The sequence below is a fragment of the Bacillus sp. CDB3 genome (assembly GCF_002081505.1).
Lineage (GTDB): Bacteria > Bacillota > Bacilli > Bacillales > Bacillaceae_G > Bacillus_A > Bacillus_A cereus_AT.
Window position 1 is genome coordinate 1 of sequence record NZ_ALBR01000097.1, and the last position, 26,340, is coordinate 26,340.

Consider the following 26,340-nt stretch of genomic DNA (forward strand, 5'->3'; position numbering starts at 1 on the left):
GTAGTTGCGTAGTAGAAGTACTAAGTAATTACTAGTTAGACGTAAGTAGTAAGTAAAGTAAAAGAATAAGTAATAAGTAAACTTAAACTTGTTAGTATTAGACAGAGTTTTTTTTATTTACTATATATATCGATATAAACAAGAAATACAAACTAGTCGGAAAATTATTTGTAACTGATTTGAATTACCATATAATTACTTTATCATTTATCTCGCTTTTGAGATAAATGATAAAGGTATAAAAGAAATGAAGCTATTGTCATATTGTTACGGACTTTATATAGGACAAAATAGAATGGTACTTGTTATGGTTAAATATGGGGAATAATGGACGAATTTAACAGTAGAAATAAATGTTAAATAAGCGTAATATATCGATTATGAATGAAATGGGCGTGTATATCGAGCATATAGAAATAGGAGGAACAGGTCGCACTTAAAAAAGGAGACTAGAACATGTTCGGGAGAAAGAAAAGAAAGCCATTAAAACAATTAATTACACATAAGGAGCCTAAATCGCGTATTGCAGAACAATACCGTAACATTCGTACAAATATTGAATTTACATCTGTAGATAATCATATTCGTTCTATCGTTGTCACTTCAGCAGAGCCAGGTGACGGAAAGACCACGACAATTGCAAACTTAGCAGTTGTTTTCGGTCAACAAGGAAAGAAAGTTTTAGTAATCGGAGCTGACTTACGTAAGCCGACGATACAAAACTTATTTGCAATTCATCATTCAAATGGATTAACGAGCTTATTATCAGGACAAGCGAAATTAATGCAATGCATTCAAAAAACAGATGTAGAGAACGTATACTTAATGGCGTCAGGTCCAATACCACCAAACCCAGCGGAACTGTTAGGAAATCGAGTAATGGACGAGGCATTACTAGAAGCTTATAACATGTTTGATATTATTTTAATAGACACACCACCGGTTCTTGTGGTTACCGATGCACAAATACTTGCGAACAAATGTGATGGAGTCATACTTGTCGTGCGCAGTGAACAAACGGAAAAAGATAATATAGTAAAAGCGAAACAAATTTTAGACAAAGCGTCTGGTAAACTGCTTGGTGTTGTACTAAATGACAAGCGAGAAGAAAAGGAACAATATGGCTATTATTAGAAAATAATGTATGATAAAATAATTTTTAAAGCCAATAAGTATTTTTATTGGCTTTTTTGATTTGTTTCACAGTTGTTTATTGCATATACGAAAAAATGATGCAATGGAAATTTTGGAAATTCTTTGGAATGTGTTGTCAAATTTAAGATTATTTTGTAAGATTATATATGTTTTCAAATAACAATCGTACGTAGATATTACTAAAATAAAAAAATGTAAGATTATATGTTATAATTTTTCTTATGTGCAAATTTTAGAAAGTTGGAGGAACTTATGGAAGAAACAATTAGTTTAAAAGAGTTATTTTATATCTTAAAAAAACGTTTAGCAATGATCCTCGTAATCGCCTTTGGTGCAGCTATTGTAAGTGCTATCATTAGCTTCTTCTTCATGACACCAATCTATCAATCTTCAACGCAAATTCTTGTTAACCAGAAAAAGCAAGAGGGTGCAATGATTCAAGCTGGTGAAATACAAACAAATATTCAATTAACGAATACATATAAGGTCATTATTAAAAGTCCAGTAGTCTTAGACCAAGTGAATGAAAAATTAAATTTAAATATGACTGCACAAGCTTTAACAGGAAAGATTAATGTTGCGAATGAAAAAGATTCACAGGTCATTTCTGTTACAGCGGAGGATAAAGATCCGAAGTTAGCTCGTGATATTGCAAACGCAACAGCAGATGTATTTAAAGGTGAAGTTGCAAAAATTATGAATGTCGATAACGTAACGGTATTATCAAAAGCAGAAGTTGCGGAAAATCAATCTCCAATTAAACCACGTCCGATGCTAAATGTAGCAATTGCTTTCATTGTTGGTTTAATGGCTGCAGTTGGTCTTGCATTCTTACTAGAATACTTAGATAACACAGTGAAAAAAGAAGAAGATGTAGAAAATTTACTTGGCTTACCGGTGTTAGGTATTGTAGCACGTATGGATGAAGAAACAGCAAACGTGAAATCACATGCTCCATCATCAAGAAAAGTGAGGGGACAAACAATTGGCTCTTAATAGTTTATTCAAGAAGAAAAAAAATCATCGTCAACGTCGTCAATTAATTGCTCATCAACAACCGAAATCACCAATTTCAGAACAATATCGTAATATTAGAACGAACGTTGAGTTTGCGTCTGTTGATACAAACTTACATTCACTGATGGTAACATCTGCGAACCCAAGTGAGGGGAAAACGACAACGACAGCGAATATGGCAGTTGTTTTCGCTCAACAAGGAAAGAAAGTATTATTAATTGATGCAGATATGCGTAAACCAGCGATGCATCAAATGTTTCAAGTAGATAATATTTTCGGATTAACGAACGTATTAACACATAGTGAACGTTTAGAGAAGTGTGTACAAACGACAACTGTAGACAATTTACACTTTTTAGCGTGCGGTCCAATCCCGCCGAATCCAGCGGAATTAATAGGTTCGAAATCAATGCAAGAACTTCTTGCTCAAGCGTATAGTATGTACGATTTAGTTATTTTTGATTTACCACCAATTTTAGCTGTTACAGACGCGCAAATTATGGCGAATGTATGCGATGCATCCATTCTTGTCGTTCGTAGTGAATCGACAGAAAAGGAAACAGCGGTAAAAGCAAAAGGATTATTAGAATCTGCAAAAGGTAAATTGTTAGGCGTTGTTCTGAACGATCGTGAAAGCGAACAAGGCTCATATTATTACTACGGTGCAAACTAATTAATAGAGTGAGATATGGCAAGAACATATCTCCTTTTTTCCCTTGAATATGAGATACATTTCATATTCAAGGGAAAAAAGATTTTTATACGAGAGGAAGGATGAGAAGAATGATTGATTTGCATTGTCATATTTTACCTGGCGTCGATGATGGTGCGCAAACAGTAACAGATAGTTTAGCGATGGCACAAAAAGCTGTGCAAGAAGGGATTCATACAATTGTCGCAACGCCACATCATCAAAATGGAAAATACGTAAATGAACGCACTCCTATTATTCATCAAGTGAAACAATTAAATGATGAACTACAACAAAACGAAATTCCACTGAAGATTTTACCAGGGCAAGAGGTCAGATTATATGGTGATTTATTAGAAGACTATGAAGCTGGTAAAATCGTTACTTTAAACGAAACGAATAAATACATATTAATTGAGTTTCCATCTAATCACGTACCTCGCTATGCAGAACAGCTATTATATGAATTACGGGTTAAAGGGATGATCCCAATTATCGTTCATCCAGAACGCAATGCCGAGTTAATCGAGCGGCCAGATAAGTTATATAACCTTGTAAGTAAAGGTGCCTTAACACAAGTAACGGCGGGTAGTTTACTAGGAAAGTTCGGTAAAAAAATTAAAAAGTTTTCATTACAACTTGTTGAACATAATTTAACGCATATGATCGCATCGGATGCACATAACACAACATCAAGAGGATTTCATTTAGCGGAAAGCTACGGGTTAATTGAAAAGGAATTCGGAATGAACGTTATGAGTGATTTAAAAGAAAATCCGTACTTATTAATTAGCGGGAAAGCAATTTATAAGGAAGATCCAGAACAAATTCGTCGTAAAAAATTGTTTGGTATTTTTTAATTGAAGAGTTTGGGTGATGTCTCCTAACCACTATCAATGGGGGCACTCGGTTGTGCTGTGGGTAGAAATTTTTATTTCGGACCTACCTTAGACGCTTGTCGTCGGGAGTATGGCGTGAGGATGGGTTAGATGCCCGTAATTTTATTTCTATTAGAAACTCTACCTATGGAGTTATAACTATGACTCTATAGGTAGGGTTTTTGTTATTGCTACATATAGATAAAGCAATATTTTGTTAGGGGGACAAGATTTGGAAAAAGTAAGAAAAGCAATTATCCCAGCGGCTGGTCTTGGGACAAGGTTTTTACCAGCAACGAAAGCAATGCCGAAAGAAATGTTGCCAATCGTTGATAAACCGACAATTCAATACATAGTAGAAGAAGCGATAGAATCAGGAATTGAAGATATTATTATCGTTACTGGAAAAGGAAAGCGTGCAATTGAAGATCATTTTGATCACTCTTTCGAGTTAGAACAAACTCTACTTGAAAAAGGAAAGCACGAAGTACTTGAAAAAGTGCAAGCTTCTTCAAAAATTAACATTCATTACATAAGACAAAAAGAACCAAAAGGTTTAGGACATGCGGTATGGTGCGCGCGTAAATTTATTGGAAATGAGCCATTTGCAGTATTACTTGGGGATGATATTGTTCAAGCTGAAACGCCATGTTTACGTCAATTGATGGATCAATATGAAAGTACACAGTCTTCAGTTATTGGTGTACAAACAGTACCAGAAAATGAGACACATCGTTACGGTATCATTGATCCAGTTGAACAAAGTAATCGTCGTTATCAAGTGCGACAATTTGTAGAGAAGCCTGTTCAAGGAACGGCACCATCAAATTTAGCGATTATGGGACGTTATGTATTAACACCAGAAATTTTCATGTTCCTTGAAAACCAACAAACAGGCGCTGGTGGAGAGATTCAGTTGACAGATGCGATTCAAAGGTTAAATGAAATTCAGCGTGTGTTTGCTTATGACTTTGAAGGAACTCGTTATGATGTTGGGGAGAAGTTTGGGTTTATTAAGACTACGATTGAGATGGCACTTCAAAATGAAGAATTGAAAGTTGAGTTAATGAAATATATGAAGGAACTCGTGAAAAAGGAAAAAGAAGAGGTACATTCATAAGAGAATGTCCTTTTTCATTGTCAATAAGATACTAATTGTATAAAGAAGGGAATAGATGCATTGAGTTATCGAAAACGGCTCTCATTATTGATTTTATTAGATTCATTTATTGTATTAACTGCCGTGTACTTAAGCTATTGGTTCATACATCCAAACGTATTAAATAAAATTCCTATGACCGTAATTATTAGTTCTATTACATTATTGTGCAGCCATCATGTTTTTGCTGCTATTTATAAGCTTTATAACAAGGCGTGGGAATATGCAAGCATTGGAGAATTAAAACAAATATTTAAAGCAATCACATTATCAATTTTAGTAACGGCAATTGTTCAACAGATTATAAATCACGATATTTATTTTCGAATTCTAGCAATCGCATGGATGTTACATTTATTATTGATTGGTGGTTCGCGTTTTGTATGGCGTATGTTCCGTGATACGTATATTAGTAAGGATGCAAATAAAAAACGAACATTAATTGTTGGAGCTGGCTCAGCAGGAACTATGGTAGTAAGACAATTACTACATAATAAGGATGCAGATCTATATCCAATTGTGTTTGTTGATGATGATAGAAATAAACAAAAATTGGAGATTTATAATGTGCCAGTTGTTGGTACAACAAATCATATTCAAGAAATTGTAGAAGACAATGATATAGAACATATTATTATCGCAATCCCTTCATTAAATAGAAATCAAATAAACGAGATTTTTGAGAAGTGTACAAAAACGAAGGCAAAGACTCAAATTGTACCGATGCTTGAAGATCTTTTAGATGGTAAAGTTTCTGTAAATGAATTCCGGGATGTACAAGTGGAAGATTTATTAGGAAGAGAACCAATCCAATTAGATGATGCAGGAATTGGAGAAAAGATTGTTGGTAAAACAATTTTAGTAACAGGTGCTGGTGGATCAATTGGATCGGAAATTTGCCGTCAAGTAATGAAGTATAAACCAGCAAAAATCGTTCTTTTAGGACATGGCGAAAACAGCATTTATAATATCGAAATGGAAATGAGAGTTACCTATAAAGATACAGTTGAAATTACGACAGAAATTGCTGATGTACAAGATCGTCATAAAATATTTGAAATAGTGAAGAAACACCGTCCATACATTGTATATCATGCAGCTGCACATAAGCATGTGCCTTTAATGGAACGAAACCCTGAAGAGGCTGTGAAAAATAATATTTTTGGTACAAAAAATGTTGCAGAAGCAGCTGATACATTTAAAGTAAATACATTTGTTATGGTTTCTACGGATAAAGCCGTAAATCCTCCGAATGTAATGGGGGCTACAAAGCGATTTGCAGAAATGCTGGTACAACATTTGGCAGCGGTGAGTACTAATACAAGATTTGTTGCTGTTCGATTTGGTAATGTTCTTGGTAGTAGGGGAAGTGTAATTCCACTGTTTAAGAAGCAAATTCAAAAAGGTGGACCTGTAACGGTCACTCATCCGGATATGATTCGTTACTTTATGACAATACCAGAAGCTTCAAGACTAGTTATTCAGGCGGGGACATTAGCTAGAGGGGGAGAATTATTTGTGCTGGACATGGGAGATCCAGTAAAAATTGTTGATTTGGCTAAAAATCTAATTACTCTCTCAGGCTATTCTATTGAAGAAATTGGAATTGAGTTTACTGGTTTACGGCCAGGAGAAAAAATGTATGAAGAGTTACTAAACGAAGGAGAAATCCATCCAGAACAAATATTCCCGAAAATACATGTAGGAAAGGCTGTCTTAATGGACCAAGAGGTTTTAAGACAATTTATGAATGATTTTGAGAAAATGAATAAGGAAGAGATTAGAGAGCGATTATTAGGTATTGCGAATAATAGAGTATTAACACAAGAAAATTAATGAATGTTTTAAAAGAGTGAAAAGAATGTATTATAGCTTCAATAGGAAAGTTTTTTATTAAAAGGAAATTCTCTATTGAAAATAGATTAAGTCGTATATTGATATGGTTGAGGTGGTAAAAAGGTGATATATAGAACATATATAAAAAGAATAATAGACTTTTTTCTTGCATTAATAGGATTAATAGTGTTATCCCCCGTATTTATAGTGTTAATTCTTTGTATAAAGCTTGATTCTAGGGGACCGGTATTATTCAAACAACGTCGGATTGGAAAAGATAAAACAGAATTTTATATTCTTAAATTTAGAACAATGAAAACTGATACACCAAGTAATACACCTACGCATCTTCTTAAAAATTCGGAAGATTATATAACAAGGGTAGGAAAGTTTTTGCGTAAAACAAGCTTAGACGAACTTCCACAAATTGTAAATATTGTTAAAGGTGAAATGAGTATTGTTGGTCCTAGACCAGCGCTGTGGAATCAATATGATTTAATTGGAGAGCGTGATAAATATAAAGCGAATGATGTTTTACCTGGGCTTACTGGGTGGGCACAGATTAATGGTAGAGATGAGTTGCCGATAGATGTAAAAGCAAAACTTGATGGGGAATATGTTGAGAAAATCAGTCTTACTTTTGATATTAAGGTATTTCTTAAGACGGTACTTAGTGTAGCTAAGAGTGAGGGAGTTAAAGAGGGGAAAAATTAATAAAAGCCCCCCATTTAATGAATTTTATAGTTTAGGAGTAGAGTAACAATGAAAATACTTGTGGTTTGTCAGTACTACTTCCCTGAACAGTTTAGAGTTAATGATATATGCTCTGAACTAGCAAGAGAGGGGCATGAGGTAACAGTTCTCACAGGCCTCCCTAATTACCCTAGTGGAGTTGTGGACAAAAAATATAAAACATTTAAAAATAGAAAAGAAGAAATAAATGGAGTTACTGTTATACGTTCTTGGCTTCTTGGGAGGGGAAAAGGGACCAAAAAATTAGCATTAAACTACCTTAGTTTTGCTATTTCTTCTACATTAAAGGCAATGTTTATAAAGAAAGATTTTGATCTTATTTTAGTGTATCAACTATCCCCCGTAACAATGGCTTTACCAGGTATCTTATTAAAAAAAATAACCAAAAAACCACTTGTATTGTACTGTCATGATTTATGGCCTGAAAGCATTGCGTCTGCTGGAATTCCATCGGATGGTAAAGTATATAGTATTTTATTAAAAATAAGTAAGTGGATTTATAAAAGAGCAGATGAAATATTTACGAGTTCTAAACTATTTGAAGAATATTTTAAAAATACATTAGATATTAATGATAAGATTACGCACCTCCCGGTGTATGCTGAGGCATTATTTGAAAATATTCCTCCTGCCAATAACAGCGATGGAATCACAAATTTGGTGTTTGCTGGAAATATAGGAGAAATGCAAAGCGTGGAGACAATTGTCTATGCTGCAAATGAGCTGAAAAAGGATGGAAATATAAAGTTTCATATTATAGGAGATGGTTCTTCACGTGCAAAGTGTGAAACATTAGTCGAACAGTTGGAGCTTAATAATATTAGATTCTATGGCCAATACCCTATTACAGAAATGCCTAGATTTTATGAAATGGCAGATGCTTTTTTAGTCACTTTGAAAGCTAATAAGGCTATATCGTATACGTTGCCTAACAAAGTTCAATCCTATATGGCGGCCGGAAAACCAATTATAGGGGCAATAGATGGGGAAACTCAAATTGTTATAAATGAAGCAAAGTGTGGATTGTGTGTTTCGGCAGAAAATTATGAGGAATTGGCCAATAACATAAGGATGTTTGCAGAAGAGAGGGAGAAACATTCTTTATACGGTCAAAATGCAAGGAATTACTACGATTGCAACTTCTCGAAACAGATTTATATGGAGAGATTGAATAATTTACTAGCAAAAATTAAATTAGATGGAGATGTTAAAAATGTTCAAAGATAAAACGTTATTAATCACAGGGGGAACAGGATCTTTTGGTAATGCAGTTATGAAAAGATTTTTAGATACTGACTTAAAAGAAATTCGTATATTTTCACGTGATGAGAAGAAACAAGATGATATGAGAAAGCAATATAAGAATGAAAAGCTTAAGTTCTATTTAGGGGATGTTAGAGACCTAGCAAGTGTTAAAAATGCTATGCATGGTGTTGACTATGTTTTCCATGCAGCTGCATTAAAGCAAGTGCCATCTTGTGAATTTTTCCCTCTTGAGGCAGTAAAAACAAATGTATTAGGTACGGATAATGTACTTACTGCTTCAATAGAGTATGGAGTGAAAAAGGTGATTTGTCTGTCTACTGATAAGGCTGCATATCCAATCAATGCTATGGGAATTTCGAAAGCAATGATGGAAAAGGTTTTTGTAGCTAAAGCAAAAACAGTATCTCCAGATAAGACACATATCTCTGGAACTAGATACGGGAATGTTATGGCTTCTCGTGGATCAGTTATTCCACTATTTATTGAACAAATCAAAAGCGGACAGCCTCTTACAGTAACAGATCCCAAAATGACTAGATTCCTTATGAGTCTTGATGAAGCTGTTGAGCTTGTCGTATTTGCTTTTCACAATGCTGAAGCGGGAGATATTATGGTTCAAAAAGCACCAGCGAGTACGGTAGGAGATTTAGCTCAAGCTGTAAAAGAATTATTTAATGTAGATAATGAGATTAAAGTAATAGGCACTCGCCATGGAGAAAAATTATATGAGACTCTCCTTACAAAAGAAGAGCATGTAGTAGCCGAAGATTTTGGGGGGTTTTATAGAGTTCCAGCTGACAAACGAGATTTAAATTATGATAAATATTTTGTGGAAGGAAATTCTCAATTATCTACACAAGAAGAATATAACTCACATAACACTGAGCGTTTAAATATTGAACAAATTAAAGAAAAATTATTAACACTTGATTATATTCAAGAGGAATTAAGATTATGGAATTCAAATTTGGTAGAATCAAATATTTAAATAAAAGTTATTGAGGCGATAAGGAGAAATGTATGAATTTTTTAATACTTGGAGCTACAGGTATGGCAGGGCATACAATAGCTATTTACTTAAAAGAACAGGGGCATGAAGTAACAGCCCTATCACGTAAACCATTTTCATATTGTAGGAATATTATTGGAGATGTAACAGATTTAAAATTTCTTACAGATGTAATAAATGAGAATGACTATGATGTTGTAATAAATTGTATAGGAATTCTTAATCAGGATGCTGAGGTAAATAAACATAACGCAGTTCTATTAAATAGCTATTTGCCACATTACCTTAGCCACATAACTCAAAATTCTAGAACTAGAATCATTCATATGAGTACAGATTGTGTTTTCTCAGGAAAAACAGGAAAGTATAATGAAAGTTCTGTGAGAGATGGAGAAACCTTTTATGATAGGTCAAAGGCTTTAGGTGAGTTGGAGAACGAAAAAGACTTAACATTTAGAAACTCAATTATTGGACCAGATATGAATGAAAACGGAATAGGATTATTTAATTGGTTTATGAAACAGGATGGTGAAATTGGAGGATATACTAAAGCTATATGGACTGGAGTAACGACCCTAACATTGGCAAAGGCAATGGAACAAGCTGCTGTTAATAAGCTAACGGGTCTATATAATTTAGTGAATAATGATTCCATTACCAAATATGAAATGTTAAAATTCTTTAATCAATATTGTAGAGAGAATACATTAATAATAAATAAAAGCCAAACAGTGGTATTGAATAAATCATTAATAAATAATAGAACAGATTTTGATTTTGAGGTTCCTTCTTATGAAGAAATGATACGTGAGATGAAAGAATGGATTGACAATCATAAGGAGTTATACCCGCATTATTTTAAATAAATTTAAGGGGGAATTAAAATGAAAAAACTAAAAGTAATGACAATAGTAGGGACAAGACCAGAAATTATCAGACTTAGTGAAACTATAAAAAAAATGGATAAGTATTTTGAACATATACTAGTGCATACAGGACAAAATTGGGATTATACATTAAATCAAGTTTTCTTTGATGAATTAGGAATTCGTGAACCAGATCATTATCTAAATAGTGTTGGTGAAAATCTTGGGGAAACAATGGGAAATATCATAGCAAAATCTTATGAGTTGTTGGTTAAAGAAAAACCGGAAGCATTACTAATTTTAGGAGATACAAATTCAGCATTATCTGCAATATCTGCTAAGAGATTAAAAGTTCCAATTTTCCATATGGAGGCGGGAAATAGATGTTTCGATCAAAATCTTCCTGAGGAAATAAATAGAAAAATAGTAGACCATATTTCAGATGTCAACTTACCATATACAGAACATGCCAGAAGATATTTAATATCTGAGGGGTATAGAAAAGAACATATCTATGTTACTGGCTCACCTATGACGGAAGTTTTAAAAAAATATGAAAATGAAATAAATAATAGTAATGTATTAGATACTCTAGGTCTAGAAAAAGGAAAATATATACTGGTTTCAGCCCATAGAGAAGAAAATATTGATAATGAGAAAAACTTTATATCACTAATGAGTGCTATCAATGAGATTGCTGAGCATTATCAGATGCCAGTGATATATTCTACACATCCACGTAGTAAGAATATTATTGAAAAAAGAGGATTTGTATTCCATCCTTTAGTGAGGAATTTAAAACCGTTTGGTTTCTTAGATTATAATAAGTTACAGTTAAATGCTTACTGTGTACTCTCAGATAGTGGGACAGTACCTGAGGAAGCTTCAATATTAGGTTTTCCTGCTGTATCAATCAGAACTTCTACAGAACGTCCAGAAGCGTTAGATAAGGGTGGAATTATACTTGGTGGTATAAAGAAAGAAGATGTATTGCAGTCTGTTGAACTATGCAGAGATATGTGGGAGGGTAATGAAACAGTACTTCCAGTTATAGATTATACAGATACAAATGTGTCAGTTAAGGTAATAAAGATAATACAAAGTTATACAAAGATTGTGGATAAGGTGATATGGGGAAAGGAATAAAATTCATATGAATATTATGGTTTTTGATGTTCCCGCTGAAAGTGGTGGCGCTCTTTCGGTATTAAATGAATTTCACAAGGATGCTATGTTATGCAAAGACAAAAGCATAAATTGGTTTTTTGTTATTAGTAAGCCAGAACTTGAGGAAACAGAAAATATAAAAATATTACGATTTCCATGGGTTAAGAAAAGTTGGTTGCATAGATTGTATTTTGATAACTTCATAGCAAGTAGTTTGGTAAAAACACACAATGTGGATAAAATTTTTTCACTTCAGAATGTAACGGTTCCTAATACTAACGTTGAGCAAATCTTGTATGTTCATAATTCTTTACCTTTTGTAGACCATAAATTTAAGTTTAAAGAAAATAAACATTTATGGATTTATCAAAATATAATTGGAAGAAATATTATTAAATCAGCTAAGAAAGCTGATAAGGTAATTGTTCAAACTGAATGGATGAAAAAAATTTGTATTGAGAAAATAGACGTAGCAAATAAAAATATTAATGTTGTTCCGCCTAATATAAATGTAGAGATAAAGCATTATTTTAAAGCTAATGAGCAATCCCTCTCAACATTCTTTTATCCAGCAAGTGGAGTTGATTTTAAAAATCATAGAATCATCGTTGAGGCTTGTAGAAAGTTAAAGTCAAAGAGAAAGGCACTAGAGTTTAAAGTTTACTTTACTTTAAGTGGAGATGAGAACAAGCATATTTCTGAATTGTATAATGAAGTTAAAACGGAAGGATTACCTATAGAGTTTATTGGCAATCTTTCTCGAGAACAAGTGTTTAATCTTTATACAAAGTCGATTTTGTTGTTTCCCTCGTATATTGAGACTTTTGGATTGCCTATGCTTGAGGCAAAGCTGCATAAAGGGATTATATTAGCCTCTAACTGTCCATTTTCTCATGAAATATTAGATGGATATGAAAATGCTTACTTTTTTAACCCATTTAATGTAGGAGAACTTTCAAGATTAATGGAAGATGTTTTAGAATGTAGATTATATTATAAACATCCTCCTCAATACCAGATATTAAATGAGATTTTTGAAGGAGAGAAATTGCTTGATAAAGTTATAGGTTAACAACTTTGTGCATTCGTTCCTTCAGATAGTTATAGAGCTAAGAAGTTGAAAAAGGTTTTTTAACAATAATTCACAAACTGTATCATTCACTTATTTCTTATAACATGTTTATCCGTCTAAATTTAGCTGGATGGATAAAAGAGTTTAATAAAGCGGTGAACTAGAAATATTTTCTAATTATAGTTTGTATTGTTAAGGATTATTTTTCATCTTTTTTAGCTTTTCAAAAGAATTTAATAGAATAAAGTCTTAATCACTTATATAAGGAAGTTGTGTGTGGGATTACATGTATATATTATTATACTCAATAGTTTTATTAAATATTATTTTTATAACTAAAATTAAATACAAAACTATTATAAAATCAAATGTACTTTTTACAGGTATGTGGTGTATATGTGCGGGCTTATCTTCACTAGGGTTATATGAGTTGAATAAACCGTCAGCGGTTATACACTTTTTTTCTTTAACTGCTATTTTAACTTTTAATGCTGTATTTTTAATGCATAATAACGTAATAAGTAACAGTATAGATTTCATGAAATTGAAAGGATCTGCACGGTTAAAAATTATTTTACTGGTAAATCTCATTTCTTGGATTTACTCTATTCCTTTTTTAATTAAATCTATAAACATTATAGCAACTCAAGGTTTTAAGGTTTTAAGGGCATATGCATTTGATGCCTCTATGGGGTTAGGAACTACTTTACAATTGTTAATATTACAATGGGTAGTCTATGCTATTTTTATAGCTACAATACTTATAGCTATGATTTACACAGCTATAGGAAAAAAAATCCCCTATATTAATATCGATGGCGCTTATTGATGTAATAATATACACGCTGATTTTTGGGGGAAGATATCTAATAGTTAGAATGATGATGTACTATATTTTGGCGTACCTCATTATGAAGTCCTCTAATTTAAAGAATTTACAAAAGAAAAATTAAATATATTTTTTATTAGTTTAATTATTATTATTGTAGTGATATTGACGAGTCAACGGGAGTGGGGGGAAACTAGTTTTATTGAAAATACAATAGTATACTATATCGGTTCTTTTTCATTCTTGGATGTTGTTTTAGATACTTCATATTTTAACCAAGAATTGACTCCATTATTTGGAATGGGTATATTTGGTTTTGTTGTAAATCTATTGATAGCTCCTTTTACATTTTTGTTGGGGATTCCATATAATGGATCAGACTTTTTGATTACACAAGTAACAGCAACTCCTAGGTATATTTCTCCCACACAAAGTTATAATGCTATGACAACCATGTTATACCCATTTTTACGTGATATGGGATATTTAGGTATATTATTTGGAACTGCTTTTTTGTCATGGTTTGTTAGCTTTTCAGAAAAAATGTTAAGTAAGACAAAAGAAATAAGATTCCTGTGTTTATATGTGTATTTAGCCTTTTTTCTGTTTGATAGCGTAATGTCCTATCAATTATTGTTACCTTCCTCAGGTATAACTTTGGTACTACTGTTTTTATTTATAAACTCAAAAGGCCATCCTGATAAAATATAGAATGGCAAGTGTTTAATAATACTCACTTTATTAGTAATATAAGTATTATTACTAATAAAGTGAATAAATATTATTGAATAACTTTTGAGAATATAGCCCAAATATTTTTATTTATAATAGTCAACTACTCGATTAGAGAGAAAAAGGAGGTAATATTCAAGGTGATATCTGTAATAATGTCAAATTATAACACTAGTGAAAAATATCTCAGAGAATCAATTGAAAGTATCTTGAAGCAATCTTTCACGGACTTTGAGTTTATTATAATAGATGATTGTTCTACAAATAATAGCAAATCAGTTTTGAAAAGTTTTAATGATAATAGAATCAAAGTAATATCTAATGAAAAAAATTTAGGTTTAGCAGCTTCTTTAAATAAAGCTTTGCAAATTTCAAAGGGGGAGTTTATTGCTCGTATGGACTCCGATGATATAAGTTGTGAAACAAGACTAGAAAAGCAGTATAAATATTTAAAGTCGAACCCATCAGTGGGCCTAGTTGCATCATTTGCTAAGAAGATAGGTAATGATAAGGGGTATATTTATTCAATAGTAGAAGAACCAGGGAAAATGAATGTGCCAATGTTTTTTGGGAATGTTATTTGTCATCCTAGTGTTATGTTCCGTAGGGAAGCTATAATAAGTAATCATTTGAAATATAACGAAGAATTTAAGACAGGACAAGATTATGAATTATGGTCAAGATTATTGAAAAAGGAAAAGGTGGCAATAATCCCTGAGGTGCTTTTATCCTATCGCATACACAATAACCAAATTTCAAATGAAAAAAAAATGGATCAGATACAAAATACAATGAAAGTTTATTCATACATGTTGGAGGGTTTAGGATTAGAAGTAAACCAAGAGAGCTTGAAAAAGCACCATGCCTTTTGTACCAGCTCTGAATTAGATACATTTAATCTCAAAGAAATGATTTATTGGGGGGATTTTATAAAAAAACAAAATTTAAAAAACAGGGTATACGATGTTGAGTTATTTAGTCAGTATGTCGATTTTACTATATTTAAAAGAAATATAAGGATGTTACTAAATAGCCATAAGGTTTCTTCGTACATTTTAAAATATTTAATAAAAAAAGGTGTACTCCGTATGAACTATAAACATATAAAAAGTCTTGTAAATATTAGATTTAAAAGTATATAAGGCTAAATATTTTGTATAGTAGAGACGTTACTTATATCATCCCAAAAGTCTATTTTGCAAAATACTAAAGGGATCTTAGCTTTTTCAATTTTATCGAATTATATTTTGTGATTTGAATTTTCGAATATTAGCAAACTACAAAATTTAATAGTTTTTGGAGAAGCATGGTTCTTATAGTTTTAGCACTTTGCATAAAAAAAGTATGGAAAAATGTGACATTTAAATAAGGATTACATCAAAAATCAAAGAGGGATTTTGTGTTCATTACTTAAATGGAATAGTGATAGTCGAAGGGATAGAAAGATAATAAATATCTTATAATAGATGCCTACGTTATTGCTGGGATTATAATTGGTACCAGTGTTTTAATTGATGCAAACTTAGTTATTCTGAAGGGTGTTCAATCGGAAGATATAGTTGCCAGCATCCAAGATAACTCTATTTAAAAAAGAAGGTTAATATTTATGAAAAAAAGCTTATACAAGTCATTTCTTGGCTTTTCAATAGGTCCATTGGGGGCAGCCCTAATAAATTTTATAACAATACCTGTTACTACTAGACTATTATCTCCAGAAGAATTTGGTAAAATTTCGATATTTTTAGTGATTCAAGCTTTAGGAACTTCACTTTTATTTTTGGGTTTTGACCAGTCATATATTAGAGAATTTAATAATAGTAAAGATAAAGAAAAGCTTTTGGTAAATACTCTCTTATTACCTTTACTATTTTCAATTGTTGCAATAGTACTATTACTAGTAAATAAAAATTATTTATCTGTAGCGCTTTTTCAGGATGAAAAACATAGTGCAATATATTTTATTGCATTGTGGATTCCTTTTATTGTAATAGAAAGATTTTTATTACTTACTCTTCGAATGGAAGAAAGGGCAATTATTTATTCAGTTTTTAATATTATAATTAAGTTTCTAGTTATGATTTTAACTGTTACATTTTTGCTTTGGAAACAGGATTATCTTTCTGTAATTATGGCCAATGTATTAGGACAGGTAGTAATTGATATTTTTATTATTATTTACATTAAATCAAAAATGAAAATTACTTTAACTTTAAAGTCTATTGATAAAAAATTTATTATAAAAATGATAAAGTATGGCGCTCCTTTTGTCCCAACAGCAATTTTAATGTGGTTTTTAAATTCCAATGATCGATTATTTCTTAATATGTATTCGAGCTTGGAGAATATAGGGATATATTTTGCCGCATTAAAGGTTGTAGGAATTTTCACAGTCATACAACTGATTTTTACAACATTTTGGTTACCGATTGCATTTAGATGGGAAAAAGAACGTGTTCCTTTCAATAAATATAGCGAAGTTAGTGAGTTGGTAATGTTTATAATGTTTGTGTTATTCATTATAATATTATTGTTCAAGGAATTGATCATTGTAATCATTTCATCTCAGTATAATGAATCCTTAAGAGCGATTCCGTTTTTAATGCTATACCCAGTCATGTATACAGTAGCAGAAGCTACTGGAATGGGTATTGCAATTTCTAGAAAAACTAATTTTAATGTGTTGATATCAATTGTATTGGTTGTAGTCAATATAGTATTAAATATCTTACTTGTACCTCGATTTAATTTTGTTGGGGCATCTATTTCTTTGGGAGTGACATACGTTATTTATTTTTGGTTGAAGACGCTGCTTTCCCGTCGTTTATGGTATAAATTTAGAATAAGCACGTACGTCTTTTATACCGTAGCGCTTATCCTAACTGCTACGGTTAATCTGCTGGTTTTAGGTTATTTTTCGTATATATGGAATATACTGATTCTCCTTGGTGTTTTAATTTTTAATAAAAAATATATAAATCAGTTAGTTAATCTTGTTCACCCAGCAGTTTATAAAAAAAGAAAGCATAATTAGTTAAATATTATTTTGAATCAGGAACCAGATATAAGGATTTAAATTTAAAATATGGTTGATTTTACAATATGAATGATAGCACCTTAAATATGGTTTCGGATTGGATACATCTTATTTCAAATTATATTAAAAAATTCTTCTCGCTAGCGCCAAAGTCTTAAATTTATAAGTTAACTGTTTAAAGTTATCCACCACATTAAGGAAAGAAAATATATTAATGGACTTTTTGGAGGTATCTCTTACTTAACAAGCTGGGGTTTTGGTGATTAATATATTACTTTAATTTTGCGTGTTTAGATTCGCTTTTTGAAATTTGGTGATATGTATAGAATTATTGATTATAATTCGAACTCTTTCTAAATAAGCATATAAAAATAATAATACTGGAAAGGAAAATTATCATGTACAAAATAGCAGTAGCAGGCACAGGATATGTCGGCCTAGTAGCTGGTGTATGCTTTGCCGAAGTGGGACATCAAGTAACTTGTGTCGACATTGATGAAAAAAAAGTAAATTTAATGAAATCTGGTGTCTCTCCAATCTATGAAGCGGATTTAGAAGAGCTGATGCAGAAAAATTATACTGCAGGAAGAATTAATTATACGACAGATTATAAATCAGCATACAAAGATGCAGATGCAATTTTTATTGGGGTAGGGACTCCAGAACAAGCAGATGGTTCTGCAAATCTTTCTTACATTGCAACTGTTGCGAAGCAAATTGCTGAAAATGTAGAAAAGGACTGCCTTGTCGTTGTAAAATCAACTGTTCCAATTGGAACAAATGATAAAGTTGAGCAATTTATTCAGGACTTTTTAGTAAATGATGTAAAAGTAGAAGTAGCATCGAATCCAGAATTTTTAGCTCAAGGTTCTGCTGTTCATGATACGTTATATGCAGAAAGAATTGTCATTGGTACAGAAAGTAAATGGGCTGAAGAAGTATTAATGAATCTTTATGAACCGTTTCATTTACCTATCGTTTCAGTAAATAGAAGATCAGCTGAAATGATTAAGTATGCTTCTAATGATTTCCTTGCCCTCAAAATTTCTTATATGAATGATATTGCAAATCTGTGTGAATTAGTTGGAGCGGACATCCAAGACGTTGCAAAAGGCATGAGTTTTGATGAGCGTATCGGAAGTAAATTTTTAAATGCAGGTATTGGTTTTGGTGGTTCATGTTTCCCTAAAGATACAAAGGCATTAGAATATTTAGCGAGACAACAGGGCTATGAATTAAAAACAGTGAAGGCTGCAATTGATGTGAATAAAAATCAAAAGACCTTATTATATAAAAAGGCTAGCCAAAGACTCATTACTTTTAGTGGACTTAAAGTAGCTGTGTTAGGATTGACGTTTAAACCGGGAACAGATGATTTGCGAGAAGCTGCTTCTCTTGAAAATGTACCTCTATTATTAGAGCAAGGTGCAGATATTTACGCGTTTGATCCAGTAGGTGCAAACAACTTTGCTAAGGTGTATCCAGAGGGTAAAAATAAAAATGGTAATATTACGTATGTTGCTAATGTTGAACAAGCTTTAGAAGGTGCAAACGTCTGCTTTATTTTTACAGAATGGGGAGAAGTGAAAGAATTAACTCCAGAATCTTATAAGAAGTTAATGAGAACACCCCTAGTATATGATGGAAGAAATATTTATGATGTTCCAACCATGCAAGAAGCTGGGATAGAGTATCATTCTATCGGAAGAAAATCCACAAGTAGAGAGCGTATGAAGGAGTCGGATAACATTGAATTACAAGCCTCTAGATAATAGTAAAGTATACCTTGTTACTGGAGTAGCAGGTTTTGTTGGATATTTCTTATCTAAGAAATTATTAGAACAAGGTTGCAAAGTAATAGGTGTCGATAATATAAATGACTATTATGATGTAAATCTTAAATATGCTCGTTTAGAGCAACTAAAGCCCCATGAAAAATTTACTTTTATTAAAGGTGATATTTCTGATAAGGATATGATTACTAAGATCTTTGAAGAGTACAAGCCTAATATTGTTGTAAATTTAGCTGCGCAAGCAGGGGTAAGGTATTCGATCGAAAATCCAGATGTATATATTCAAAGTAATATTATAGGCTTCTATAATATCCTAGAAGCTTGTAGACATTATCCAGTAGATCATCTTGTATATGCATCATCAAGTTCTGTTTATGGGGCTAACAAAAAAGTACCATTTGAGGAAACAGATTTTGTAGACAATCCAGTCTCACTTTATGCATCTACTAAGAAATCAAATGAGTTAATGGCACATACGTATAGTCACTTGTACAAAATTCCTGCAACTGGACTTCGTTTCTTTACAGTTTATGGTCCTATGGGGCGCCCAGATATGGCTTACTTTGGATTTACTAATAAGTATTTCGCTGGCGAGTCAATCAAAATATTTAATAACGGTGATTTTGAAAACGACCTATATCGTGATTTTACTTATATAGATGATATCGTTGAAGGGATTCAACGACTTTTAAGTAATCCACCTGAAGGTGATGTTGAACATAAAGTATTCAATATTGGAAATAATAATCCTGAAAAACTAATGGTGTTTATCGAAACGTTAGAGAAAGCACTAGGTAAAGCTTTAGGAAGAGAAGTTGAGTTTGAAAAGGTGTTTGAACCCATAAAACCAGGAGATGTACCGGCTACTTATGCATCAACTGAGTTATTACAGAAGGCTGTAGAATTTAAACCTGAAACTTCTATAGAAAAAGGCTTACAGGAGTTCGCTAACTGGTATGTAAAGTACTATAAAGTAAAATAATATTAATTATGCTTTTGGGAAAGAAAAAGCATCAAAGGTTTAGGTTACTTAAGCTAGAATATGCTTTGATATACTGGTTATAGAATATCATTCCTAGTATAATAGACTAAGTTGTTATTTTTATTATCTGGAGATTTATTCAGAATGATGGAAAGAAGAGGTCTATAATAATGAAAAAGAAAATCCTATTTTGGATATTAGGAATCATAGGAGTATTAATTATAGGTGGAGGAGTCTACGCTTATAATGTATATTCTAAAGTCTCAAATACATTAAATGAAGTTCATAAACCTTTAGAGCGTGATAAAAATAATAAACAAGAAGAAAAAATCAATAAATCTGAGCCTGTTTCAATCCTATTACTAGGAGCAGATGAACGCGGCGAAGATAAAGGGCGTTCAGATTCTTTAATGGTCATCACGTTAAACCCTAAAAATAATTCAATGAAAACAGTAAGTATCCCTCGTGATACATATACAGAAATCGTTGGAAAAGGTAAAAGTGATAAAATCAACCATGCGTATGCATTTGGTGGTGTAGACATGTCTGTCGCAACTGTAGAAAAGTTCTTAAATATTCCTATTAACTATTATGTTGAAGTGAATATGGAAGGATTTAAAGATATCGTTGATGCAGTAGGTGGCGTTGATGTAAATAATGATTTAGAATTTTCTCTTGGGGAACACCACTTCCAAAAAGGAAATATTCACCTAACAGGTGACCAAGCTCTAGCATTCACACGTATGCGTAAAGAAGATCCAAGAGGCGACTTTGGTCGTCAAATGCGTCAACGTCAAGTGATGCAGGCAGTTATTAAAAAAGGCGCAAGCTTCTCTTCTCTAGCAAGTTATGGTGATGTATTAACAGCAATTCAAAAGAACGTGAAGACAAACTTAACGCAAGATCAAATGTTTGATATGCAAAAGAATTATAAAAACTGTCTGCAGAACAGTGAGGATATCCAAATCCCAGGCGACGGTCACAAAGCCGCTGATGGTATTTGGTATTACTATGTTCCAGATGCAGCAAAACAAGATTTAACGAATAAGTTAAGAGCGCATCTTGAAGTGACTAAGTAATATGTAATAACCCAACTCCTTTGGAAGGAGTTGGGTTTATTTTTGCATAGATTTATATTAGTATTATATATTGTGAGATTAATAGATGAGGTGAATCGATGAATAAGAAAGCAGTTCTTGTCCTTTTTATTTTTGTGCTGTTTGTTGCTTCGGTTGTGAGCGGTAAACTGTATTGGAATAAAAAGATTGCGAATGCAACGGGACAAACGAGTGAAGTAACGAAAACAAAGGCTGAAGTGAAAGATAGCGGAGCGAAGAAAGAAGAGAAAAAACAAGATGCAAAATCATCTTTTAATGAAGCGTACGCAAAGAACTTACCAGATGCAGTGAAAGAAAAGTTAAAGAAAGCTGCTCAGGATAAAAAGGCAGTAAATCTTGTTATTGTTGGCGATGAAGCTTCTTCATCTGAAAAAGATGCTTGGGTAGCTAAGTTCACTGCTAATTTAGAGGCTTCTTACGGTAAAGGTTTATGGAATGTGACGGTAAAGGAATATAAGGGTGAAAGTACAGAGGAATTAATCACGAATAAACGTGATAAAGAGATTGCGAAAGAAAATCCAGATGTAATTTTATTTGAGCCACCATTTATTACTGATAACGGAAAAACTGGTAATGGGAATTCTGTAGCGAGTACACAGAAGTTTGTGCAAGCACTTTCTACTAGTGCAAAAGGCGCTACAATTATGATTCAACCATCAAATCCAGTGTATGGTGCGAAGAATTATCCAAAAGCGATTGAAGCATTAAAACAATTTGCGACGCAAAATAATTATACATATATTGATCATTGGGGAGCATGGCCGGATGCAACAACGAAAGCAATTTTACCGTACTTACAAACAGAGTTTGGTTTCCCAAGTGCTAAGGGACATGAAGTTTGGGCACAATATGTAACGGATTATTTTGTGGCTAAATAATAAATGAGAGAGGGTATCGTCGACAAAATATGTTCGACAATACCCTCTCTTTTTTTGTCTTATTTTTGCTATACTAAACTGTACTATAATACAAGATGGAAGGAGGAGAATGATGAAAATACTTGTAGTAGATGATGAATCGAGTATTCGTAATTTGATTCGGATGCAGTTAGAGATGGAAGGGTATGAAGTATTGACGGCGGCTGATGGGAGAGAAGCTTTAGAGAGGTGGAATGAGCAGCCGGATGTACTTATTTTAGATGTGATGCTTCCTGATACGGATGGGTATGAGTTATTACGTTTATTCAGGGAGAAGGATCGTGATATTCCGGTGCTTATGCTGACAGCGAAGAGTCAGATGAATGATAAGTTACTTGGTCTTCAGCTTGGAGCTGATGATTATGTGACGAAGCCTTTTAATTATGCGGAGCTTATTCTTCGGGTGAAGAATATGAGCAGGCGTGTGAAGAAGGAGGTAGTTGTAAGCCACGAAGTAATTCGTGCAGGTGAGTTAGTGATTTGTCCTAAGGAGAGAAAGGTACATGTGAATGAGCAGGAGATTCAATTAACGTACCGAGAGTTTAATTTGTGTCAGTTGTTTGTTTCGAATCCGCAGCGTGTATTCATGAGAGATGAGTTACTCGAGAAGGTATGGGGTTTTGAGTATATCGGAAATACGAGAGCGGTTGATATTATGGTGCAAAGGCTTCGAAAGAAACTCGGGAAGAGCGGAGAGTATATTAAGACAATTTATGGTGTGGGTTATAAGCTTGATTGCTAAAAGGTGATGATATGTCTTTAAAACGAAATATGGTGTTTGGAATAGTTGGATTGTTGATTCCAATTCTTGTTCTTTTGTATGCGGTTGTTTATATTGCACTGGAGAAGAATGTATATCATAATGCGGCAGATTCCTTAGAAAAGTTAAGTGTGGAAGCGCAAATTTATACGATGAATTATTTAGAGAAGGAAGCAGAAGTAGAGACGTTAGGTCCTAATTCGCTTTTAATTGCTTCGTATTTAGCGAAGCGAATGGATGTCAGGGTGCAGATGATTGGGAAGAATGGAGATGTTGTTGCAGATACACAAAAAGGAGCGTTGCTTCATCGGAATATTGATATTGAGAGTTCTTTGAAGGGAAAGAAATCCTATGTTTTCGAGGAGGGAGACCCAGCTCCAATTCTTTTGTTTTCAAGTCCGGTTTATTATGGAAACGATGTCATTGGGAGTATTCGTTTTATAAATGAGTTAACGGATGAGAAGGAAGTTTTAACAAATGTGAGTTGGACGTTTTTTATGACGTCGCTTTGTTTAGTGGCTGCTGGTATTTTCTTTGCGATGCGTTTGGCGAAGTCTCTTCATAAACCAATTGATCAGTTAAGGCAAATGGCGCATCGGCTTGCGAATGGGGATTATGAAAGTAAGATTGAGCTAAATGAGTATGTGGAGATTGCACAGCTTTCAGCATCCTTTAATGCTATGGCTGATGGGATTGAACTGCATATTAAGCAGCTGAAGGAAGAGAAAGAGAAACAGAAAGATTTCTTGGACCGTATTACGCATGGGCTGAAAACACCGCTTACGGCAATTATCGGTTATGTAGATTTGATTCCGAAGTTACAATCGAAGGAGGATGTGCAGGAGAGCCTCCGTTATGTGGCTGTAGAAAGTGAGCGTCTCTTATCACTTGTAGAGGAATTACTTAAGTCTTCAAAGTACGGGACGAGTACGTTTGAAGTGTCGCCTACAGTCGTGAATATAAAGGAATTGGCAGAAGAGGCAGTTTCGATTGTGAAACTCAGGTTGCAGCAGTTTGAAATTGAAGTTATGAATGAGTTAATGGAAGTACACGTCGTTGCGGATTTTGATAAGACGAAGCAAATTTTCTTGAATGTGCTTGATAATGCGATTAAATATAGTGATGCTACGCAAGTTCGTATGAATGTAATTATAAATGAGCAAGAAGCAAAGGTTTTTGTTCATGATGATGGCATCGGTATGGATGAAGGTGTGCTTGCAGAATGGAATGAGTCTCCGGAAGGGAAGGTGCTTCCTTCTAGTTATGGGAATGGCTATGGCTTATACATTTGTCAGGGGATTATGAAGAAGCAAGGCGGAAGTATGCGAATTGAGAGTAGTGAAGAAATGGGAACTACAATATGTATGACATTTGTACTTCCGAGACGGATGGAAGACATAAAAAACTTGAAAGCGGTTAAATGATACATTTATGAAACAATTATGCGGTATTTTCGAAACAACGTTTTTTTATCTTGGAGGTAGGCAGAAATGAAAAGGCTATCATTTCAAATTCTTATGTTTGTCTTTTGTATGATCGTTTCTCTTATTTTGTTCTATGTTATTGAGAAGCAAATATATAATCGAATCACGATTGTGGATGACAAACAAGCCGTTTTACAAAGAGTGAATGAATCCCTTCCTACTGAAGTGAAAGTAAGGCATGAGAAGTGGGGAGAAATTGTTGTAACGGATGAAGTTCGTTTGCATACGATTGTTTCATTCTTTGACCGAATTCGAGTAGAACCGAGAGAAGCGAGGAATCAAGAACAAGTATTTACTGGAGAAGTAACGTACTTGAATGGACATAAACGTACTTTTGCAGTAGGTGACTTGTTCCAGTATGAGGCTAATGTATACGGAAAGAATGGTACGGATCCGATGATCTCAGCATTGCAAACGTATTTGTTAAGTCTGTATTATACACCGGAGCGCATTAGTAATTTCTTTGCGGAGGCAAAGGAAGTTGTAGTGAGGCAAGGGGATGTAATACGTACTATAGATCTTACGCAAATATTTGATTCTATTCGATACGCAAAGCAAATTACAGATTACGGAGAAATTCAGAAATTATTACAATCACAGAATGAGCCGATTGCTTATATTACTGCCTATAAAACAGGCAAGCGTGTAAAGAATGAGCGGGAGGATATTCTAACTATTTCTGTGTATCCATCGTACTTTGTTGTGCAATATCTCGGTGATAATAACGGGAATGTCATGTATATGAAGGGCTCCCTAGCAGAATTCCTTGTAAAGGAGAATGTGTCATGAGAAAGATAGCCTTTTTCTTCTTTTTGCTAGTAATCGGAGGAGCGATGTCTAGTTGCTCTCGAGATACAACCTCTATTAAATATAATAAAAGTGGTCTCCCTATTTTGGATGATCGTCATCTTGTTGCGTATGTAGCGGCCCGTGAGGAAGTTGGTGAAGCTTTGCTTTCATCATTTTGTAAACAACGCGGGTGTACATATGAATTTATTCGTCTATCGACAGAAGAACTTCTTCGGAGAGTAGAAGAGGAAGCTGGAAATCCGAAGGCGGATATTATTATTGGCGGTACAGTAGATGCGCATCAAATGATGAAGCAAAAGAACCTTTCTATTCCTGTTATGAGCCAGCATGCGAACCGTATTTCAAAGTCTGTTAAAGATAAAGATGGTTATTGGTACGGTTATGAAGTGGAGAAACTAGCAATCGCGATTAATAAAGAGCGGTGGAATGAAGAAATAGCGCCGCTCGGTCTTCCGTATCCATCAAGGTGGCAAGATTTATTAAACTCTGCGTACACTGGAAAGATTGTTATGCCAGATCCAAATGTTTCGGGTACTGCATATACGTTTTTTCAATCACTTATTGATACTTTAGGCGAAGAGGAAGCGAAGGCGTATGTGAAGCATCTTGCAGGACAGGTTGGAGAAGTAACAGTGAATGGTTACATACCAGCAGAACTTGTGGCAAGTGGTGAATATATGATAGGCATCAATTTTATGGGAGATCAGAGAATGCTTCAAAAACGAGGCTTTCCTATTTTAAGTAACGAACCCGAGCAAACAGGTTTGTCTGTCAATGCGATTTCAAAACTAAAACGTGCACCGAGTGGTATTATTGCGGACTTATTTATTGATTATTGTTTATCAGAAGAAGCGGGTCACATTTTAGAAAAAGTTTCGTTTGGCGTACCAACGATGTTTGCAAAGAATGAGAAAGAAATAGAAGGACAGCCTGTTAGAAGGACGAACCAAAATATATCAAATAGTGGAATAATCGAGATATGGAATAGACAGCGTCTCTCTCAAAAGTGAGA

Annotated in this window: 23 protein-coding genes and 1 pseudogene; all 24 read left to right on the forward strand. The window is 33.5% G+C overall.

Translation table 11 applies throughout. The features are described 5' to 3' along the window. The first annotated feature begins 456 nt into the window (after nt 1–456). The 24 genes and pseudogenes from CDB3_RS24185 to CDB3_RS24300 all read left to right on the forward strand — a co-directional run bounded on the left by CDB3_RS24185 (nt 457) and on the right by CDB3_RS24300 (nt 26,338). Nucleotides 457–1,134, forward strand: a complete 678-nt coding sequence (locus CDB3_RS24185; protein WP_128856226.1) for a CpsD/CapB family tyrosine-protein kinase — start codon at nt 457–459, stop codon at nt 1,132–1,134. Nucleotides 1,135–1,407: 273 nt separating this feature from the next. Then, nucleotides 1,408–2,151, forward strand: a complete 744-nt coding sequence (locus CDB3_RS24190) for a YveK family protein (protein ID WP_128856227.1) — start codon at nt 1,408–1,410, stop codon at nt 2,149–2,151. Beyond that, nucleotides 2,141–2,845, forward strand: a complete 705-nt coding sequence (locus tag CDB3_RS24195; protein WP_128856228.1) for a CpsD/CapB family tyrosine-protein kinase — start codon at nt 2,141–2,143, stop codon at nt 2,843–2,845. Before CDB3_RS24190 ends, CDB3_RS24195 begins: the two co-directional genes overlap by 11 nt. Nucleotides 2,846–2,955: 110 nt before the next feature. Next, nucleotides 2,956–3,723, forward strand: a complete 768-nt coding sequence (locus tag CDB3_RS24200; RefSeq protein ID WP_128856229.1) for a tyrosine-protein phosphatase — start codon at nt 2,956–2,958, stop codon at nt 3,721–3,723. Nucleotides 3,724–3,973: 250 nt separating this feature from the next. Next, a complete protein-coding gene (bpsC, locus tag CDB3_RS24205; RefSeq protein WP_128856230.1) occupies nt 3,974–4,861 on the forward strand; it encodes a UTP--glucose-1-phosphate uridylyltransferase BpsC in 888 nt (295 codons plus the stop codon). A gap of 60 nt (nt 4,862–4,921) precedes the next feature. Next, nucleotides 4,922–6,736 (forward strand): polysaccharide biosynthesis protein, encoded by a 1,815-nt coding sequence (locus tag CDB3_RS24210; RefSeq protein ID WP_128856231.1) that lies wholly within the window; start codon nt 4,922–4,924, stop codon nt 6,734–6,736. Nucleotides 6,737–6,859: 123 nt separating this feature from the next. After that, nucleotides 6,860–7,450: a sugar transferase gene (locus CDB3_RS24215; protein ID WP_128856232.1), complete on the forward strand. Its 591-nt coding sequence runs from the start codon at nt 6,860–6,862 to the stop codon at nt 7,448–7,450. A gap of 48 nt (nt 7,451–7,498) precedes the next feature. Next, nucleotides 7,499–8,716, forward strand: a complete 1,218-nt coding sequence (locus CDB3_RS24220; RefSeq protein WP_128856233.1) for a glycosyltransferase family 4 protein — start codon at nt 7,499–7,501, stop codon at nt 8,714–8,716. Continuing rightward, nucleotides 8,703–9,743 carry a polysaccharide biosynthesis protein gene (locus CDB3_RS24225; protein WP_128856234.1) on the forward strand — a complete coding sequence of 347 codons (1,041 nt, stop codon included), beginning with the start codon at nt 8,703–8,705 and terminating at the stop codon, nt 9,741–9,743. Before CDB3_RS24220 ends, CDB3_RS24225 begins: the two co-directional genes overlap by 14 nt. Nucleotides 9,744–9,775: 32 nt before the next feature. Further along, nucleotides 9,776–10,630, forward strand: coding sequence for an SDR family oxidoreductase (locus CDB3_RS24230; protein ID WP_128856235.1), 855 nt, complete (start codon nt 9,776–9,778; stop codon nt 10,628–10,630). Between the two features lie 18 nt (nt 10,631–10,648). Continuing rightward, on the forward strand, nt 10,649–11,776 hold the full coding sequence (gene wecB, locus CDB3_RS24235) for a non-hydrolyzing UDP-N-acetylglucosamine 2-epimerase (RefSeq protein ID WP_128856236.1): 1,128 nt from the start codon (nt 10,649–10,651) through the stop codon (nt 11,774–11,776). Nucleotides 11,777–11,783: 7 nt separating this feature from the next. Then, nucleotides 11,784–12,869, forward strand: coding sequence for a glycosyltransferase (locus tag CDB3_RS24240; RefSeq protein ID WP_128856237.1), 1,086 nt, complete (start codon nt 11,784–11,786; stop codon nt 12,867–12,869). A gap of 286 nt (nt 12,870–13,155) precedes the next feature. Next, nucleotides 13,156–13,698, forward strand: coding sequence for a hypothetical protein (locus tag CDB3_RS24245; protein ID WP_128856238.1), 543 nt, complete (start codon nt 13,156–13,158; stop codon nt 13,696–13,698). Nucleotides 13,699–13,821: 123 nt separating this feature from the next. Beyond that, nucleotides 13,822–14,409: pseudogene (locus CDB3_RS24250) on the forward strand (oligosaccharide repeat unit polymerase); the annotation flags it as partial. Between the two features lie 161 nt (nt 14,410–14,570). Next, nucleotides 14,571–15,572, forward strand: coding sequence for a glycosyltransferase (locus tag CDB3_RS24255; RefSeq protein WP_128856240.1), 1,002 nt, complete (start codon nt 14,571–14,573; stop codon nt 15,570–15,572). 464 nt (nt 15,573–16,036) lie between these two features. Beyond that, nucleotides 16,037–17,461, forward strand: coding sequence for a lipopolysaccharide biosynthesis protein (locus CDB3_RS24260; RefSeq protein WP_128856241.1), 1,425 nt, complete (start codon nt 16,037–16,039; stop codon nt 17,459–17,461). Between the two features lie 401 nt (nt 17,462–17,862). Next, nucleotides 17,863–19,236, forward strand: coding sequence for a UDP-glucose dehydrogenase family protein (locus tag CDB3_RS24265; protein ID WP_128856242.1), 1,374 nt, complete (start codon nt 17,863–17,865; stop codon nt 19,234–19,236). Further along, entirely contained in the window at nt 19,214–20,239 is a 1,026-nt protein-coding gene (locus CDB3_RS24270) for a GDP-mannose 4,6-dehydratase (protein WP_128856243.1), read from the forward strand. The genes CDB3_RS24265 and CDB3_RS24270 overlap by 23 nt, the downstream gene beginning before the upstream one ends. Before the next feature lie 170 nt (nt 20,240–20,409). Further along, complete coding sequence (tagU, locus tag CDB3_RS24275) at nt 20,410–21,318, forward strand: polyisoprenyl-teichoic acid--peptidoglycan teichoic acid transferase TagU (protein ID WP_128856244.1); 909 nt, start codon at nt 20,410–20,412, stop codon at nt 21,316–21,318. Nucleotides 21,319–21,416: 98 nt separating this feature from the next. Continuing rightward, nucleotides 21,417–22,235, forward strand: a complete 819-nt coding sequence (locus CDB3_RS24280; RefSeq protein ID WP_128856245.1) for an SGNH/GDSL hydrolase family protein — start codon at nt 21,417–21,419, stop codon at nt 22,233–22,235. 112 nt (nt 22,236–22,347) lie between these two features. Next, nucleotides 22,348–23,016, forward strand: a complete 669-nt coding sequence (locus CDB3_RS24285; RefSeq protein WP_128856452.1) for a response regulator transcription factor — start codon at nt 22,348–22,350, stop codon at nt 23,014–23,016. Between the two features lie 11 nt (nt 23,017–23,027). Continuing rightward, complete coding sequence (locus tag CDB3_RS24290) at nt 23,028–24,458, forward strand: HAMP domain-containing sensor histidine kinase (protein WP_128856246.1); 1,431 nt, start codon at nt 23,028–23,030, stop codon at nt 24,456–24,458. Between the two features lie 66 nt (nt 24,459–24,524). Continuing rightward, nucleotides 24,525–25,307 carry a DUF3919 family protein gene (locus CDB3_RS24295; RefSeq protein ID WP_098271084.1) on the forward strand — a complete coding sequence of 261 codons (783 nt, stop codon included), beginning with the start codon at nt 24,525–24,527 and terminating at the stop codon, nt 25,305–25,307. Continuing rightward, nucleotides 25,304–26,338, forward strand: coding sequence for an ABC transporter substrate-binding protein (locus CDB3_RS24300; protein WP_128856247.1), 1,035 nt, complete (start codon nt 25,304–25,306; stop codon nt 26,336–26,338). Before CDB3_RS24295 ends, CDB3_RS24300 begins: the two co-directional genes overlap by 4 nt. Nucleotides 26,339–26,340 lie beyond the last annotated feature (2 nt).